The sequence below is a fragment of the Pseudomonas sp. FW300-N2F2 genome (assembly GCF_017351655.1).
Taxonomy (GTDB): domain Bacteria; phylum Pseudomonadota; class Gammaproteobacteria; order Pseudomonadales; family Pseudomonadaceae; genus Aquipseudomonas; species Aquipseudomonas fluorescens_AA.
In genome coordinates, this window is sequence record NZ_JACNDQ010000001.1 from 990,546 (window position 1) to 1,005,914 (window position 15,369).

13 protein-coding genes and 1 riboswitch are annotated in these 15,369 nt (G+C 62.9%); of the genes, 2 read left to right on the forward strand and 11 right to left on the reverse strand.

Annotation, left to right across the window (positions count from 1 at the left end):
• Window positions 1-16: 16 nt before the first annotated feature.
• The 6 genes from uca to J4E63_RS04625 form a co-directional block, all read right to left on the reverse strand.
• Window positions 17-3,658 (reverse strand): urea carboxylase, encoded by a 3,642-nt coding sequence (gene uca / locus J4E63_RS04600; protein WP_207281237.1) that lies wholly within the window; start codon window positions 3,656-3,658, stop codon window positions 17-19.
• Between the two features lie 286 nt (window positions 3,659-3,944).
• Complete coding sequence (locus tag J4E63_RS04605; RefSeq protein ID WP_042732480.1) at window positions 3,945-4,586, reverse strand: urea amidolyase associated protein UAAP2; 642 nt, start codon at window positions 4,584-4,586, stop codon at window positions 3,945-3,947.
• A gap of 11 nt (window positions 4,587-4,597) precedes the next feature.
• On the reverse strand, window positions 4,598-5,323 hold the full coding sequence (locus tag J4E63_RS04610; RefSeq protein WP_207281238.1) for an urea amidolyase associated protein UAAP1: 726 nt from the start codon (window positions 5,321-5,323) through the stop codon (window positions 4,598-4,600).
• A gap of 13 nt (window positions 5,324-5,336) precedes the next feature.
• Window positions 5,337-6,125, reverse strand: a complete 789-nt coding sequence (locus J4E63_RS04615; protein WP_103311042.1) for an ABC transporter ATP-binding protein — start codon at window positions 6,123-6,125, stop codon at window positions 5,337-5,339.
• Window positions 6,122-6,937 carry an ABC transporter permease gene (locus tag J4E63_RS04620; protein ID WP_192263357.1) on the reverse strand — a complete coding sequence of 272 codons (816 nt, stop codon included), beginning with the start codon at window positions 6,935-6,937 and terminating at the stop codon, window positions 6,122-6,124. The genes J4E63_RS04615 and J4E63_RS04620 overlap by 4 nt, the downstream gene beginning before the upstream one ends.
• Before the next feature lie 15 nt (window positions 6,938-6,952).
• Window positions 6,953-8,020: a putative urea ABC transporter substrate-binding protein gene (locus J4E63_RS04625; protein WP_060738776.1), complete on the reverse strand. Its 1,068-nt coding sequence runs from the start codon at window positions 8,018-8,020 to the stop codon at window positions 6,953-6,955.
• Between the two features lie 60 nt (window positions 8,021-8,080).
• Window positions 8,081-8,182: riboswitch (guanidine-I (ykkC/yxkD leader) on the reverse strand.
• 304 nt (window positions 8,183-8,486) lie between these two features.
• On the opposite strand from J4E63_RS04625, the gene J4E63_RS04630 reads away from it, so the two are divergent.
• Window positions 8,487-8,876, forward strand: a complete 390-nt coding sequence (locus J4E63_RS04630; RefSeq protein WP_081015315.1) for a hypothetical protein — start codon at window positions 8,487-8,489, stop codon at window positions 8,874-8,876.
• A 181-nt stretch (window positions 8,877-9,057) separates the two neighbouring features.
• On the opposite strand, the gene J4E63_RS04635 is transcribed toward J4E63_RS04630, so the two are convergent.
• A complete protein-coding gene (locus J4E63_RS04635) occupies window positions 9,058-10,170 on the reverse strand; it encodes an enoyl-CoA hydratase/isomerase family protein (protein WP_192263359.1) in 1,113 nt (370 codons plus the stop codon).
• Between the two features lie 131 nt (window positions 10,171-10,301).
• Here J4E63_RS04635 and ung point away from each other — a divergent pair, with 131 nt between their 5' ends.
• On the forward strand, window positions 10,302-10,994 hold the full coding sequence (gene ung / locus J4E63_RS04640) for a uracil-DNA glycosylase (RefSeq protein ID WP_207281239.1): 693 nt from the start codon (window positions 10,302-10,304) through the stop codon (window positions 10,992-10,994).
• 109 nt (window positions 10,995-11,103) lie between these two features.
• On the opposite strand, the gene J4E63_RS04645 is transcribed toward ung, so the two are convergent.
• The 4 genes from J4E63_RS04645 to J4E63_RS04660 are packed head-to-tail and all read right to left on the reverse strand — an operon-like array spanning window position 11,104 to window position 15,144.
• Complete coding sequence (locus tag J4E63_RS04645) at window positions 11,104-12,141, reverse strand: AbrB family transcriptional regulator (protein WP_207281240.1); 1,038 nt, start codon at window positions 12,139-12,141, stop codon at window positions 11,104-11,106.
• Window positions 12,134-13,648, reverse strand: a complete 1,515-nt coding sequence (locus tag J4E63_RS04650; protein ID WP_103309775.1) for a tripartite tricarboxylate transporter permease — start codon at window positions 13,646-13,648, stop codon at window positions 12,134-12,136. Before J4E63_RS04650 ends, J4E63_RS04645 begins: the two co-directional genes overlap by 8 nt.
• A 1-nt stretch (window position 13,649) precedes the next feature.
• Window positions 13,650-14,111: a tripartite tricarboxylate transporter TctB family protein gene (locus J4E63_RS04655; RefSeq protein WP_060738771.1), complete on the reverse strand. Its 462-nt coding sequence runs from the start codon at window positions 14,109-14,111 to the stop codon at window positions 13,650-13,652.
• Window positions 14,112-14,166: 55 nt separating this feature from the next.
• Window positions 14,167-15,144, reverse strand: a complete 978-nt coding sequence (locus J4E63_RS04660) for a tripartite tricarboxylate transporter substrate binding protein (protein WP_192263368.1) — start codon at window positions 15,142-15,144, stop codon at window positions 14,167-14,169.
• Window positions 15,145-15,369: the final 225 nt, after the last annotated feature.

Below are 15,369 nucleotides of genomic sequence, written 5' to 3' on the forward strand. Positions count from 1 at the left end.
AATCCTTTGATTGAGTTCAGTCACGTTCCAGCACCACGACGCGCTGTCCGGCGCGCACCGCCGAACCGGCCTGGACGCGCACCTCGCGCACCACGCCGGCCGAGGGCGCAAGCAGCGGGATTTCCATCTTCATCGACTCCAGGATGACCAGCACATCACCGGCGGCCACCCGCGTGCCCACGTCGACCTGCACTTGCCAGAGGTTGCCAGCGATGTGGCTGTCGACGCTCAGTTGACCGTCAGTCAGTTGCGCATCTTCACTTGGCGCGATGGCCGGTTCTTCACTGTCGAAGTGTGCCTGGCCACTGGCGATCCAACGCTCGCGCTCGGCATCGAAGGCACCTTGTTGCTGTTGTCGGAACGCGGCGATGCTGTCGGCTTCCTGCACCAGGAAACGCTGGTAGTCGGCGAGGTTGAGCTGGCTGTGCTCGATCTTCAGGTCGAAGCGGCCCAGGGGGAATTCGCGGCGGATGTGCAGCAACTCATCGGCGCTGACCGGGTAGAAACGGATCTGATCGAAGAACCGCAGCAACCAGGGTTTGCCGTCGAATGCGGCGACCTCCCGATAACGATTCCACATCTGCAATGTGCGCCCGACGAACTGATAGCCGCCAGGCCCTTCCATGCCGTACACGCACATGTAGGCGCCGCCGATGCCCACCGAGTTTTCCGCGGTCCAGGTCCGGGCCGGGTTGTATTTGGTGGTCACCAGTCGATGCCGTGGGTCGAGCGGTGTGGCGACCGGTGCGCCGAGGTAGACGTCTCCCAGGCCCATCACCAGGTAGCTGGCGTCAAACACCGTGCGTTGCACCTCGTCGAGGTTGGGCAGGTCGTTGATGCGTCGAATGAACTCCAGGTTGCTCGGGCACCAAGGCGCGTCCTTGCGCACCGTGGTCATGTATTTTTCGATGGCCAGCTGACAGGCCGGATCATCCCAGGACAGCGGCAGGTGAACGATGCGCGACGGCACTTGCAGGTCCTGCGCGGCGCACACGGCGTCCCACTCACCGGCGATGATGCTCAGTAGATCGGCCAAGGGCAGTTGTTCGGGTTGATAGTGCACTTGCAGCGAGCGAATGCCTGGCGTCAGGTCGATCACACCGTGCAATTGTTTGTGTTCCAAAGCCTGCATCAAGGCGTGGGCGCGAAAGCGCAGCACCAGGTCCAGTTCGGGGGCGCCGATTTCCAGCAGCAGATGAGTGTCGCCGGCCAGGCGAGCAACCAGGCGGGTATCGTCCTGGCCGATATCCAACACCACAGGCGACACAATCCCCTGTGGGAGCGAGCTTGCTCGCGATAGCGGCGGGACATCCAACATCGAAGTCACTGACTGACCGCTATCGCGAGCAAGCTCGCTCCCACAGGAGGCCCATTTCAGGGCCAGTGAGCGCGCGGTCAATATATCCACCGGCACGAATCGCACCTTGTCCCCGGCCTTGAGCTGCCCCAACTGCCAGAGATCCGCTTCGATCACCGTCACCGGACAGACAAAACCGCCCAGGCTCGGACCGTCGGGGCCGAGGATGACGGGCATGTCGCCGGTGAAGTCCACGGCGCCGATGGCGTAGGGGTTGTCATGGATATTGGAAGGATGCAGCCCGGCCTCGCCACCGTCAGCGCGTACCCATTCAGGTTTCGGCCCAATCAGTCGGACGCCGGTGCGGCTGGAGTTGAAGTGCACTTCCCAGGCGGTGTCGAAGAATGTCTGGATGTAGCGCTCGGTGAAATATTCGGGCGCGCCGTGGGGGCCGTAGATCACGCGGATCTGGCGCACGCTCGGCAGTTCCAGGATCGGTGCGCTCGTTGGCGGCAGCGTCGTGTGCTCATCCAGTGGCGCTAGGTGCAACACGTCGCCGGTGCACAACGCTCGTCCGCCATGGCCGCCAAACTGGCCGAGGGTAAACGTGCTTTTGCTGCCCAGGTAATCCGGCACTTGTACGCCACCCTGCAGGCACAGGTAGCTGCGCGCCCCGGCACCGGAAATGTTGCCGATGGCGAGGGTGGCGCCGGCAGCGATCGACAACGGTGTGTTCATCGGTACGGCTTCACCGTCGAGCGTGAGGGCAATCACCGCACCGGTCACCGCCACCCGGGCATCGCAGTTGAAACGCAACAGCGGCCCGTTCATGGTGATTTCCAATGCCGCCGCACCTTCTTCATTGCCCAGCAGGCGATTACCCAGGCGCAACGAACGGCTGTCCATCGGTCCTGACGGCGGCACCCCCACCGCCCAGTAACCGAGGCGGCCGGGATAGTCCTGGACGCTGGTCTGGGTGCCGGGGCTGAGTACTTCAACGGTGTGGGCGCGATAGACCAACGCGTCCAGGCAGCGGGTCCAGGGCTGGCCGTTGGCAAACGGTGCATCGAGGAGAATCTGTTGCAGGTAGGCGCGGTTGGTTTCGACGCCGTACAGCAGGCTTTCGTCCAGCGCTTGGTGCAAGCCCAGGCGGGCCTGCTCGCGGGTTGGCGCCCAGCGAATGACCTTGGCGATCATCGGGTCGAAGTAGGGCGGGATCTGGCAACCGGCCTCGACCCAGGTGTCGATGCGCAACTGTTTGCCGTCGGCCTCGGGGAATTTCACGGCGGTCAGCAGTCCCGGGCTTGGCTGGAAGTCCCGGCCTGGATCCTCGGCGTACAAGCGAGCCTGGATCGCGTGGCCCTCGGCTTTTAAACCCTGGCTCAACTCGTTCAGCGGCGGGAGGTCTCCGGCAGCCAGTTGCACCATCCAGCGCACCAGGTCCACGCCCCACACCTGTTCGGTGACACCGTGCTCCACTTGCAGACGGGTGTTCACTTCCAGGAAATAGAAGCGCCCGGCGTCGCTGTCGAACACGAACTCCACGGTGCCGGCGCTGCGGTAGTTCACCGCCTGGGCCAGTTGGATCGCCGCTGCGCAGAGTGCGTCGGCCATGCCCTCGGGCAGGTTGGGGGCCGGGGTTTCCTCGAGGACTTTCTGGTTGCGCCGTTGCACCGAGCAGTCGCGCACGCCCAGGGCGATCACCTGGCCCTGGCCGTCGCCGAACACCTGCACCTCCAGGTGCCGGGCCTTCTCGATGTATTTCTCGATGAATACCCCGGCGTCGCTGAAGTTGTTCTGGCCCAGGCGCTTGACCGCTTCGAAGGATTCGCTCAGCTCGGCGGCGCTGCGGCACACGCGCATGCCGATGCCGCCACCGCCGGCGGTACTTTTGAGCATCACCGGATAACCGATCCGGGTGCCGGCCAACAGTGCGGCGTCGAGACTGTCGAGCAGTTCGGTGCCTTCGAGCAGGGGCACGCCGTGCTGCCGCGCCAGGTCGCGGGCGGTGTGCTTGAGACCGAACACGCGCAGTTGTTGTGGCGTCGGACCAATGAAGGCGACACCGGCCGCTTCGCAGGCTTCGGCGAAGGCTGCGTTTTCCGAGAGAAAGCCGTAGCCGGGATGAATCGCCGTCGCGCCGCTGCTTTTGGCAATCGCCAGGAGCTTGTCCACCGCCAGATACGTATTGGCCGCCGCGCCTTCGCCCAGGCTGTGGGCTTCGTCGGCCTGCAAGATATGCAGGCTGGCGGCGTCGGCTTGGGAATACACCGCCACGCCGTGGACCTTCAGCTCGCCCAGGGTCCGCAGGATGCGGCAAGCGATGGCGCCACGGTTGGCGATGAGGATTTTTTCGAACATGGCATTGCCCCCTCAGGCATGAGTGCTGCCTGAACTGGGATGCGGGCCGTCCCGCAGTTTTCGATGGCCACCGGGGTCGTCCCAGGTGGCAAACCTCCAAACATCACTGCGCCCCTTGTGGGAGCGAACTTGCTCGCGATAGCGGTGGTACATCCAACATCAATGTGACTGACAGACCGCTATCGCAAGCAAGCTCGCTCCCACAGGGGATCAGGGCGTTATTTGATGCATTGCCCCGATCGGCTCTGGCACAGCATGAACAGCCAGCGACGCAGGCGGGTGAGTTTCAGTTCCATATCAAAAGCTCCGCTGGCGTGGGGTTGTAGGCGTTGCACGGGTTATTCAGTTGCGGGCAGTTGGAGATCAGCACAATCACGTCCATCTCGGCCCGCAGGTCGACGTATTTGCCTGGCGCCGAGATCCCGTCTTCGAAGGTCAGCCCGCCGTCGGCGGTGACCGGCACGTTCATGAAGAAGTTGATGTTCGGCCCGATATCGCCCTTGCCCAGGCGACCATCGTGGGCGCAGGCCCGCAGGTAGTTGTCACGGCAGCTGTGCATGTAGCGTTTTTCCAGGGCGTAGCGCACGGTGTTGCTTTCCTGGGCGCAGGCGCCGCCGAGGGTGTCGTGGCGCCCGCAAGTGTCTTCGACGATGGTCAGCATCGGGTGGCCGAGGTTCGAATAGAGCACGCTGCCGGTGCTCAAATAAACGCTGTTTTGCCGGCGCAGGGTGCGTTGCACGTCGTAGCGTTCCTTGGGGTTGGCCAGGCTGTAGAACAGCGTATCGACCGCCTGGTTGCCTTCGAGGTCGAGGATGCGCAGGGTCTGGCCCGCCTTGACCTCCACCAGCCAGGGTTCCCCGGCGGGAATCGTGGCACGGTAGACGGCGGTATCGGGTTGCTTGTGTGCGGTGGCGATGGCGAGTGACATGGCAGCGATCCTCAGGCGAACAGGCGGTCGGTGTTGATGAAGCCGCGCTGGTTTTCCGGGCGTGAAAGGCGGCAGTGCTCGGCGACGCTGGCGTCGGCATTCATCCAGCTGAGCTTGAGCGGTTGCGGGGCGTATTGCGGGTTCGGGTCCATCGGATGTTGCAGTGCGGTCAGCACCACCAGGGTGTCCATTGGCGCGTACAGCTCGATGTAGTCGCCAGTCAGGGAGTTACCCTCGACGAAGTGAAAATTTCCCACCTCATCGACATCGACCCGGCTGAACAGGTTGAGGGTCATCAGCAGGTCGGACAGGCCCAGGCCCCATTTGCCCAGTTCCACCAACAGGTTGTCGGTGCCGTTGCGAAAGAAGCCGTTGCGCAGTTCCTGGTAGCGACCCTGACCGTATTTTTGTGCGACTTCCTCGGCGCAGAGCACGCCGCCCAGGCTGTCGCTCCAGCCGCAGGTGTCGGCGGTGATGGCCGCCAGCACCCGGCCCATGTCCGAGTAGAGGCAGTGGCCGGCGGTGAGCTTGGCGGTGTGTTGGCATTTGAGGCTGTCGGGCAGGTTCAGGCGTTCGGTTTTCTCGTTGGCATTGAGCAGCGTGAGGCTCACGTTGGCCCCGCCGCGCAGGTCGGTCAGGCGCAGCAGTTGGCCGCGCTTGAGTACGAAAGAACGGTGGCCGCCACCGGGCAGCAGTTCTTCGGCGAAGGGGGTAAACAAGCGGGTCGAGTCGGGCATGGAAAAACTCCTTTCAAGCGATACGCAATGTGCCGGCCAGTTCGGCGGGCAGGGCGTCGACGGCGGCACGGGCGGTGCGGCGGTCGCTGTTCAATGGAATGTCGTAGGTGATGCGGGCGCCGTAGGCGCCAGGGGCGTGGGGATCGACACGGACTTTGTCGAACACCAGCAGGCGCGTGCCGAGGCTGAAACCTTCGGACAGGTCATGGGTGACCATGAACACGGTCAGACGGGTTTCGCGCCACAACTCCAGCAACAAGGCGTGCATGTCTTTGCGAATGCCCGGGTCGAGGGCGCCGAAGGGTTCGTCCAGCAACAGGACCCGGGGCTTCATGATCAGTGCCTGGGCGATGGCCAGTCGCTGCTGCATGCCTCCGGACAGTTGCGCCGGGTATTTATCCAGCGCATGGCCGAGTCCGACTTTGTCCAGCAAGTGTGCGGCGTCTTCCCGGGCCTGGCGTTTGGCGCTGCCGAACAGACGGCCCAGCAGCGGCGAGCGCGGCAACTCCAGGCCCAGGGCGACGTTGTCCAGCACGGTCAGGTGCGGGAACACCGAGTAACGCTGGAACACCACGCCCCGGCTGGCATCCGGTTCGCCGGCCAAGGGCTCGCCATCCAGGAGAATCTGTCCGCGACTGGCACGTTCCTGGCCCAGCAGCAAGCGCAGGAAGGTCGACTTGCCGCAACCCGACGCCCCCACCAAGGTGCAGAACTCACCCTCGGCGACGCTCAGGTTCAAGCGCTCGAGTACCACCTGATCGCCGTACTGTTGCCAGACATTGTTCACGGTAATGAAACTCATGCCTTCGCCCCCTCATACCAGGGAAACGCTTGCCGGGTCAGGCGCTTGAGGCCCCAGTCCATCAGCCAGGCGAGCAGGGTGATCCACACCACGTACGGCAAGATCACGTCCATCGCCAGGTAACGGCGCACCAGGAAAATCCGATAGCCCAGCCCATCGGTGGAGGCGATGGCTTCGGCGGCGATCAGAAACAGCCAGGCCGAACCGAGCATCAGTCGCAGGGAAATCAACAAGCGCGGCAGCAATTGCGGCAGCACCACCCGCAGCATCAGCGTCCAGGTCGAAGCGCCGAGGGTCTGGGCCTTGATCAGCAGCTCGGGCGGAATTTCCCGGGCGCGCTGTTCCAGGTCCCGGGCCAGGCACGGTGTGATGCCGATGACGATCAGCATCACTTTCGACAATTCTCCCAGGCCGAAGACGATGAACAGGATCGGCAGGATAGCCAGCGGCGGCACCATCGACACCACGGTGAGCAGCGGCGATAACGGCGCGCCCAACAGCGGCAACGTGCCAGCGGCGATGCCCAGGCACAGCCCGGCCAGGGCGCTGATGCCCAGGCCGATGGCCAACCGGCGCAGGCTTGAGGCGGTATCTTGCCAGAGCAGGTATTCGCCGCTGCGGGCGTCAGCGGTGAAGGCCAGGCGCTTGACCGCATCGGTCATTTGCACGGCGCTGGGCAGCAGTTTGTCGTTGGGGTTGTCCGTCAACCGTTCGGCCGAGCCCATGAAGTAGGCGAACAACACCAGCGCGAATGGCAGGATCACCAGCAACAAGCGGCTGGGACGATCCGGGTAGCGGTTGATCAGGCGCATGCCAGGTCCTCCGGTTTACAGCTTGGCGTCGGCGGCCAGCTGTACGTAGGTCGGGTCAAAGCGCAGCTTGAGGTTGGCCTTGTCGCCGCGGGTCACGCCATTGGCGAACGCCATGCCGACCGCGTTCGTGTCCTTGGCGCCTTCGCCCAACAAACCGTGCTGGAACGAGAATTCGGCCACCTTGCCCATGGTGGCGGGCAGTTGTTCGCTGGTGGCGAAGTTGAGCGCTTCTGTGGGCGTGGCGAACAACTTGGTGGTGTCCAGTTGCGCCTGGAAACCTTTGAGGTCGGTGCCCGAGGCTTTGGCCATGTGTTCCAACGCGGCCTGGCTGGCTGGGTTTTTCGCATTCATCAGCGCCACCACTTCAAACCAGGCGCCGGTCAACGCTTTGCCCAGGGCCGGGTTGTCCTGCAGGGTCTGGGTGTTGACCACCATCATGTCCATGATCTCGCCGGGAACCTGGCTGGAATTGAACACTTCACTCACGCCGGGCTGGGCCTTGATGTCCGAGAGCATCGGGTTCCAGGTGGTGACGGCCTTGACTTGATCGGTGTTGAACGCTGCGGAGATGTCGGCGTCGGAGGTGTTGACGACTTTCAGGTCTTTTTCGGCGAGGCCGACGGAATCCAGGGCGCGGGCCAGCAGGTAATGGGACACTGACAGTTCCACCAGGTTGACGTCCATGCCCTTGAGGTCGGCCACTTTCTTGCCTTCGCCCTTGAGGACGATGCCGTCGTTGCCGTTGGAAAAATCGCTGACGATCAGCGCGGTGCTGTCCACGCCACCGGCCGCAGGAATGGTCAGGGCGTCCATGTTGGTCATGGTGCAGCCGTCGAACTGACCGGCGGTGTACTGATTGATGGATTCAACGTAATCGTTGAGCTGCACGACATCGATCTTGATGCCGTATTTTTTTGCCCATTTGTCGACGATGCCTTGGCTGCCGGCGTATTCCCAGGGCATCCAGCCGGCGTAAATGGTCCAGCAGACGCTGAAGTGGTCTTTTTGTGCGGCGGCGGATGAAAAGCTCACGAGGGCCGAGAGGGCGGCGAGGAGCAGGGCGGACAGACGAAGCTTGAGCATGGTGGTTCTCCAGTTGATCAAGGGCGGACAGGAGCAACGCGGCACCGCGAACGGTGGCTTGTCTCCCGGGCTTTTGTCCCGCCGTGTAACCTCAACTGGAGGTCGCCAACTCTCGGACCAGCCACTCGCCAGAAGCGAGCCGGAACCCTAGTCAGCCATTGCAAATTGTGGTGCCGCGAACCTGTGATGACTCCTGCACGGAGTTTGTTAAAGCGAGAGCCGTGCCAATTCCGGCAAAGGCCCGGGCCAGAGAGGGCAGGTGTTGGGGAAAGAGTATCGAGGGCGGATTTGTGCTTGCTTGTGGTGCTCTCGCGCACCGGAAAAGAGCGACGAGCGACATGTTTCCAGTTGTTGCCAGGTCGCACCAGATTCCGATTTTGCTGTCTGAGTAGTTGTCAGTCACACCCTGTTGACTGCCGCCCATCAGCGTCGCTGATGTGGCCCATCCGCGGTCCAGGAGGCCGCCATGTATCGACGACTGCTGCTCATTGCGTTTCTCGGTTTGACTCTTTCGGCCTGCGTGCCTTATTACGACGGAGACTCGAGCTACTACCGTTCCGAGGTCTACACCTCACCGGCGCCGGTCTATTACGGTGGCGGGAGTTATTATTCGGCCCCGCGTGGCTATTACGCCCCGCGGTATTACCAACCGGCGCCGCGCTATTACTCGGCACCGCGTTACTACCAACAAGGCCCACGCTACTACTCGCCACCGCGAGCGGCGTACCGGTCTTATCCGAATCGGGGCGGCTGGGACGGCCGTGACCGGGGCGGTTGGAATGACGACCGAGGCGGTCGAGGCGGGCGTGATCATCGGGGACGCGGTGGTCATGACGGAAGGGGCGGTCACCGCTGATCCCGGGGCAACAGAAAGCGGCGCATATAGCGCCGCTTTTTTGTACCCGTCATAAAACCGATGGGATAGCTCTTGTGGGAGCGAGCTTGCTCGCGATGGCGTCGGGTCAGCCAGCATTGATGTGTCTGATATGCCGCTATCGCGAGCAAGCTCGCTCCCACAGGGAGTTGTCCCAGGCTCGTTACTCGTTGGACAAATCCGCCAGCGGATGCCGCCCTTCCCACGCCTTGTGGAAATGCGCCTCGACCGCCGCTGCGGGCACATGATTGATATCCGGCCAGTGCCAGCGCGGCTTGTGGTCCTTGTCGATCAATCGTGCCCGCACGCCTTCGCTGAATTCCGGATGACGGCAGCAGTTGAGGCTCAAGGTGTATTCCATCCGGAACACGCCGGCCAGGGACAAATGCCGAGCCCGAGCGATCTGCTCCCAGACCAGATGAGCGGTCAATGGCGAGCCTTCGCTCATGGTCTTGGCAGCCCGGGCGATCAGTGGATCGGGGTGGTCCACCAACAGGCTGAGGGCTTTCCAGGCGCAGCGCACATCGCTGACATCCAGCCACTCATCGATTTTCGGCCGCCGCGGCAGCCATTGGGCTTCGGGCAGTTGGGCGACGGCTTCCTGCTGCAAGGCCTTGAGCAGGCTGTTGAGTTGCATCTCGGTCTGCTCCTGCCAATTGAGTTGCAGCAGGCCTTCGATCAGGTCGTCCTGTTGTTCATCCAGCAAGAAGCGGTCGGCCAGGCCCAGGTCGATGGCGTCCCGGGCATTCATGTGAGCGCCGGTCAGGCCGAGAAACAGCCCGAGCTTGCCGGGCAGGCGTGACAAGAACCAACTGGCGCCGACATCCGGGTACAGGCCGATGCTGATTTCCGGCATGGCCAGGCGGCTGCTTGGCGTGACGATGCGGGTACTGGCGCCTTGCAGCAGCCCCATGCCGCCGCCCAGGACATAACCGTGGCCCCAGCACAGCAAGGGTTTGGGGTAGGTGTGCAGGTTGAAGTCCAAGCGGTATTCCGCCGCGAAGAATTGTGCCGCCAACGGCGGTACTTCGCCGGGATGAGCGCGGCAGGCCTCCACCAGGCTGCGCACTTCACCGCCGGCGCAGAAGGCCTTGGCGCCATTGCCACGCAAAAGCACACAAACGACCTGCGGTTCCCGAGCCCAGGCATCGAGGCGATCACGCAAGGCGTTGATCATCGGCAGGGACAGGGCGTTCAGGGATTTTTCGGCATCCAGGGTGGCGATGCCGATGCGGGCACCGTCGATGCCGGTGAGCTCTTCGAAGTGCAAATTCATCGTGACCTCGATCAGAAATTTGAATGTTCAGTATGACCGCTATGTAGGAAAGTGCCGGTTCTGCGTCAGATCAATTGACAAGCCCTGTAGGCTTTCCTAGGGTGCGCCCATTGTTTTTACCGGATGCAACCATGACTGCCGACGACCGTATCAAACTCGAACCGAGCTGGAAGCAGGCCCTGCGTGCCGAGTTCGACCAGCCCTACATGGCGGAGTTGCGTGAGTTCCTACGCAGTGAATACGCCGCTGGCAAGGAGATCTATCCGCCGGCTTCGCTGATTTTCAACGCCCTCAATTCCACGCCGCTGGATAAGGTCAAGGTGGTGATTCTCGGCCAGGATCCTTACCACGGTCCAGGCCAGGCCCATGGCTTGTGCTTCTCGGTACAGCCGGGCGTGCCGACACCGCCGTCCCTGGTGAACATCTACAAGGAATTGAAGCGCGACCTGAACATCGACATCCCGAGTCACGGCTACCTGCAAAGTTGGGCCGACCAGGGCGTGTTGCTACTCAACACGACCCTGACCGTGGAGCGAGCCAATGCCAACGCCCACGCCAAAAAAGGTTGGCAGTACTTTACCGACAGGATCATTGAAGTCGTCAGTGAACACCAGCCGCACTTGGTGTTCCTGTTGTGGGGCGCCCATGCCCAGAGCAAGCAGAGGCTGATCGATGCGACCAAGCATTTGGTGCTGACTTCGGTCCACCCGTCACCGCTGTCGGCCCACCGAGGTTTCATCGGCTGCGGGCATTTCAGCCGGACCAACAAGTTTCTCCAGCAGCAGGGCGAGACGCCGATCGATTGGCGGTTGCCGCCGCTTTAAGTGGGCGGCAGTCAGGGCCCCATCGCGAGCAAGCTCGCTCCCACAGGGTTCAGGGCAACACAAATCCCTGTGGGAGCGAGCTTGCTCGCGATGAAGGCGCCGCGGACGATCAGGCCGAATTCGGCTGGCGCGTCCAATATCTGAACAATGGCTCCGCCAGAAACAGCACGAACAGCAACCGCATCACCTGCAACGCCGTCACCAATGGCACCGACAGTTGCAGCGTCTCCGCCGTCAGGCTCATTTCCGCGATGCCGCCGGGCATCATGCCCAGTGTCAACGAGCGCAGATCCAGATGGGTCAAGGTGCTCAAGCCTAGGGCGGCAAGCGTGGCGATCAGCATCGTCAACACCGTGCCAACCAACGTGCGGCCCATGAACGACGGTGCCCGACGAAAGAACTGCCGGTTGAAATGACAACCCAACCCGCTGCCGATCAGCCATTGGCCGATCTGGCTGGCGCCGTTGGGCAGGCCGATGTGCAGGTCCCAGCCGACGCTCACCGCTGCGCTCACCAGCAACGGCCCGAACAACCAGGGATTGGGTTGGCGCAAGCGCTCCCAGACCCAGGCGAGCAGGGCGCCCGCCGGAAACAGGAGCGCCAGCCACAGCCAGTCCACCGTGGTGGCGTGCTGCGCCGGGGTGCCTTCGCCCAGCAGGTACTTGAAGGCCGCCGGCACGCACAGCACCACCACCAGCACCCGCAAGCTCTGGCCAGCAGCGACACGGCTCAGGTCCGCGCCGTTGCGGGCACCGAGGTTGACCATTTCGCCGGAACCGCCGGGCATGCTCGAGAAAAACGCGGTAGCACGGTCCTCGCCGGTGCGGCGCATCAACCACACTCCCACCACGCTGGACACGCTGGTAATCAGCGCGCCGAAGAAAATTAGTCCGAAGTGGCTCAGGACCTGTTCCATCACCACGGGGGTGAAGTGCAGGCCGATGCCGATGCCCACCACCCATTGGCCGCATTTACGGCCACCGGGGATTTCCATCAGTTGCCACGGCGTCAGGCAGCGCACCAGGATGATCGCCAGCAACGAGCCGACCATCCAGGGCAAAGGCCAGCCGATCAGGCTGGCCAGGTAACCGCCGGCCAGACCGACCAGCGGTGTTCCCCACCAATGTCTGAAGGTTGCTTCAGACATTGGCCAGGGCGCGACGTTGGGCGGCGCGGCGACGCCAGATCCGCAGCAATGGCATGAACAGCATGATCGCCGTCAGGATCCAGCAGCCGAAGGTGATCGGGCTCGACCAGAGGATTTCCAGCGCACCGTTGGAGATCGACAGCGCACGACGCAGGTTCTGCTCCATCAGGCCGCCGAGAATGAAGCCCAGCAGGACCGGCGACAGCGGGAAATCCAGCTTGCGCAGGATGTAGCCGAAGATACCAATGCCGATCATCAGGAACAGGTCGAACGTCGTGGCATGTACTGCGTAGACGCCGATGCCGGTGATGATCGCGATGACCGGTACCAATGCCCAGTTCGGCACGGCCAGGATACGGGTGAAGATGCGGATCATCGGGATGTTGAGGATCACCAACATGATATTGGCGACGAACAACGAAGCGATCAGGCCCCAGACAATGTCCGGCTGTTGCTGGAACAGCAGCGGACCCGGCGTGATGTTGTACAGCGACAGTGCGCCGATCATCACCGCCGTGGTGCCCGAGCCGGGAACACCGAGGGTCAGCATCGGCACCAGCGCCCCGCAGGCTGCGCCGCCAATGGCGGTTTCCGGAGCGGCGAGGCCGCGTTTGTCACCCTGGCCGAACTTGCCACTGGCACCGGCGATGCGCTTCTCGGTCATGTAGGCTACGGCACTGGCCAGGGTCGCCCCGGCACCGGGCAACACGCCCATGATGAAGCCGAGCACGCCGCAACGCAGGTTCACGACGAAGACCGACGCCGCTTCCTTGAAGTTGAACATCATCCGCCCAGTGGCTTCCACCGCTTCCTGGCCGCGATGGGTTTTCTCCAGCAGTAACAGGATTTCACTGATGGAGAACAAACCCAGCACCAGCACGACGAACTGGATGCCATCGGTCAGATGGATGTTGTCACCGGTGAAGCGGTAGACGCCGCTGTTGGCATCGATCCCGACACTGGACAGGAACAGACCGATCAGCGCCGCAATGAACGTCTTGAGCGGTCGGTCGCCGGCCATGCCGCCGAGGCAGACAATGGCGAACACCATCAGGACGAAATATTCCGCCGGTCCGAACGCAATCGCCCATTTGGCCAGTAGCGGCGCGAACAGCACCATGCCGCAGGTGGCGATGAACGCGCCGATGAACGAACTCCACGCCGACAGCGACAACGCCACCCCGGCCAGGCCCTGGCGAGCCATCGGGTAGCCGTCGAGGGTGGTCATCACGGTGGAGGCTTCCCCCGGGATATTGAGCAGGATCGAGCTGATGCGCCCGCCGTATTCGCAACCCAGGTACACCGCCGCCAGCAGGATCAGCGCCGACTCCGGCGGCAGGCCCAGGGCGAAGGCGATCGGGATCAGCAGCGCTACACCGTTGATCGGACCCAGGCCCGGCAGCAGGCCGACCACCGTGCCGATCAGCGTACCGCTCAATGCGGTGACGAGGTTGTAGGGGGTCAGTGCAACGCCAAAACCCTGGCCGAGATAATTCAGGGTATCCATATCAATTCTCCAGGACGTCGAGCAGGCCCAGGGGCAGCGGCACGTCCATCAGCTTGTCGAACAACAGATAAAGACCGATGGCCATCAGGCTGATGATCACCACGCTCGGCACCCAGCGCCCGCCATACAGGCGCGCCATCGGCACGCCGATCAGGATGCTGGCGACAATGAAGCCCAGGGGTTCGAAGGTCCCGGCGAATACCAGCAGCAGCGCCACGCAGATGCCGATTTTCTGCAGGGTTTCACGGTCCAGTTGCGGGTCTTCGTCGCTGTGCACGATAGGGGTCGGACGAAACAGCATGTACAGCAGCGCCAGGCCCATCAGCCCCAGCATCAGCAAGGGAAAGGCGCGCGGGCCGACCGGTTCGTAGGAAAAGGCGGCCTGATACGGCCAGGCCATCAGCGCGAGGCCGATGCAAACCAGCAGCAGCACCGCGGCAAAAATACGTTGGATGGTGAGCATGACTAACTCCTGGGCGGCGCCGGTGATGCCAGCGCCGCCACGCGAACAGAGACGGTTACTGGATCAGGCCGAACTCTTTGGCCAGCACCTTGTAATCAGCCACTTGCTTCTTCACGTAGGTGTCCAGTTCCGGGCCGGTCATGGCAAACGGGAACAGCTCGCGCTGGTCGCGCAGCTTGGCGAACTCTTCGGAAGCCAGCAGCTTGTCGAATGCATCTTTCCACCAGGCGTAGTCTTCATCGCTGACTTTTGGCCCGAGGTAGAAACCGCGGACCACCGGCCAGACGATGTCATAGCCTTGCTCGCGGGCGGTGGGGATGTTTTTCATCTCCGGCTCGTCGATGCGCTTCTCGGCAAACACCGCCAGCAGGCGCATGTCGCCGCTCTGGATGTGGGGCATGGAGTCGGAAATGTCGGTACTGCCGACCTGGATGTGGCCGCCGAGCAGCGCGGTGGCGATCTCGCCGCCGCCTTCGAGGGCTACGTAACGCAGGTCGCGGGGGTTGATGCCGGCGGCCTTGGCGATCAGGGCGGTCTGCATCCAGTCCTGGCTGCCGACCGTGCCGCCGGAACCGATCACCACCGACCCCGGATCTTTCTTCAGGGCCTGTACGAGATCGTCGAGGGTCTTGTAGGGCGAATCGCTTTTCACCGCGATGGCGCCATAGCTGGTGCCAACGGCGGCCAGCCAGCGCACGGCGCTTTCATCGAAACGACCGAACTTGCCTTGGGCCAGGTTCAGCAGTGAGCCGCTGGACCAGGCTACCAGCGTGCCGGCGTCGGCCGGGCGCTGTGCGACCACTGCGTTATAAGCCACCGCGCCGACACCACCTGGCATGTAGGTGACGCGCATCGGCTTGGTCAACAGCTTCTGGTTGACCAGCGCGCTTTGCGCTAGTTTGCACGTCAGGTCGAAACCGCCGCCGGGGGAGGCTGGGGCGATACATTCCGGGCGTTTCGGTTCGGCGAGCAACTGTCCGGCGAACATCAGGCATCCGGCGGCCAAGGCTACTTTACGCAGTGATAGGTTCATCATCGTCTCCACAGGAGTTGTTGTTGTGTGTGGTGCAAATTTGGTGTCGATGGGTTCCCGGCCTGGTCGTCGCTGATAGCGGAAGCAGGTTGTTGCCAGGGAGTTCGGGATTGAAGGCGTAGGAAGACGCTGGACCGAGGAGCGGCGGCATCGGCCACGCGGGTCTGATTGAAGCGGGAAAGGCGGGTAGGCATTGGGGCCTGGAGCTGTAGGGACAGCATGTGA

Coding starts and splice junctions, on each gene's coding strand:
- J4E63_RS04615 (WP_103311042.1), bottom strand. CDS start 6,125: ATGAGTTTCATTACCGTGAACAATGTCTGGCAACAGTACGGCGATCAG.
- J4E63_RS04625 (WP_060738776.1), bottom strand. CDS start 8,020: ATGCTCAAGCTTCGTCTGTCCGCCCTGCTCCTCGCCGCCCTCTCGGCC.
- J4E63_RS04645 (WP_207281240.1), bottom strand. CDS start 12,141: ATGTCTGAAGCAACCTTCAGACATTGGTGGGGAACACCGCTGGTCGGT.
- J4E63_RS04620 (WP_192263357.1), bottom strand. CDS start 6,937: ATGCGCCTGATCAACCGCTACCCGGATCGTCCCAGCCGCTTGTTGCTG.
- J4E63_RS04660 (WP_192263368.1), bottom strand. CDS start 15,144: ATGAACCTATCACTGCGTAAAGTAGCCTTGGCCGCCGGATGCCTGATG.
- J4E63_RS04605 (WP_042732480.1), bottom strand. CDS start 4,586: ATGTCACTCGCCATCGCCACCGCACACAAGCAACCCGATACCGCCGTC.
- J4E63_RS04650 (WP_103309775.1), bottom strand. CDS start 13,648: ATGGATACCCTGAATTATCTCGGCCAGGGTTTTGGCGTTGCACTGACC.
- J4E63_RS04610 (WP_207281238.1), bottom strand. CDS start 5,323: ATGCCCGACTCGACCCGCTTGTTTACCCCCTTCGCCGAAGAACTGCTG.
- uca (WP_207281237.1), bottom strand. CDS start 3,658: ATGTTCGAAAAAATCCTCATCGCCAACCGTGGCGCCATCGCTTGCCGC.
- J4E63_RS04635 (WP_192263359.1), bottom strand. CDS start 10,170: ATGAATTTGCACTTCGAAGAGCTCACCGGCATCGACGGTGCCCGCATC.
- J4E63_RS04655 (WP_060738771.1), bottom strand. CDS start 14,111: ATGCTCACCATCCAACGTATTTTTGCCGCGGTGCTGCTGCTGGTTTGC.
- ung (WP_207281239.1), top strand. CDS start 10,302: ATGACTGCCGACGACCGTATCAAACTCGAACCGAGCTGGAAGCAGGCC.
- J4E63_RS04630 (WP_081015315.1), top strand. CDS start 8,487: ATGTATCGACGACTGCTGCTCATTGCGTTTCTCGGTTTGACTCTTTCG.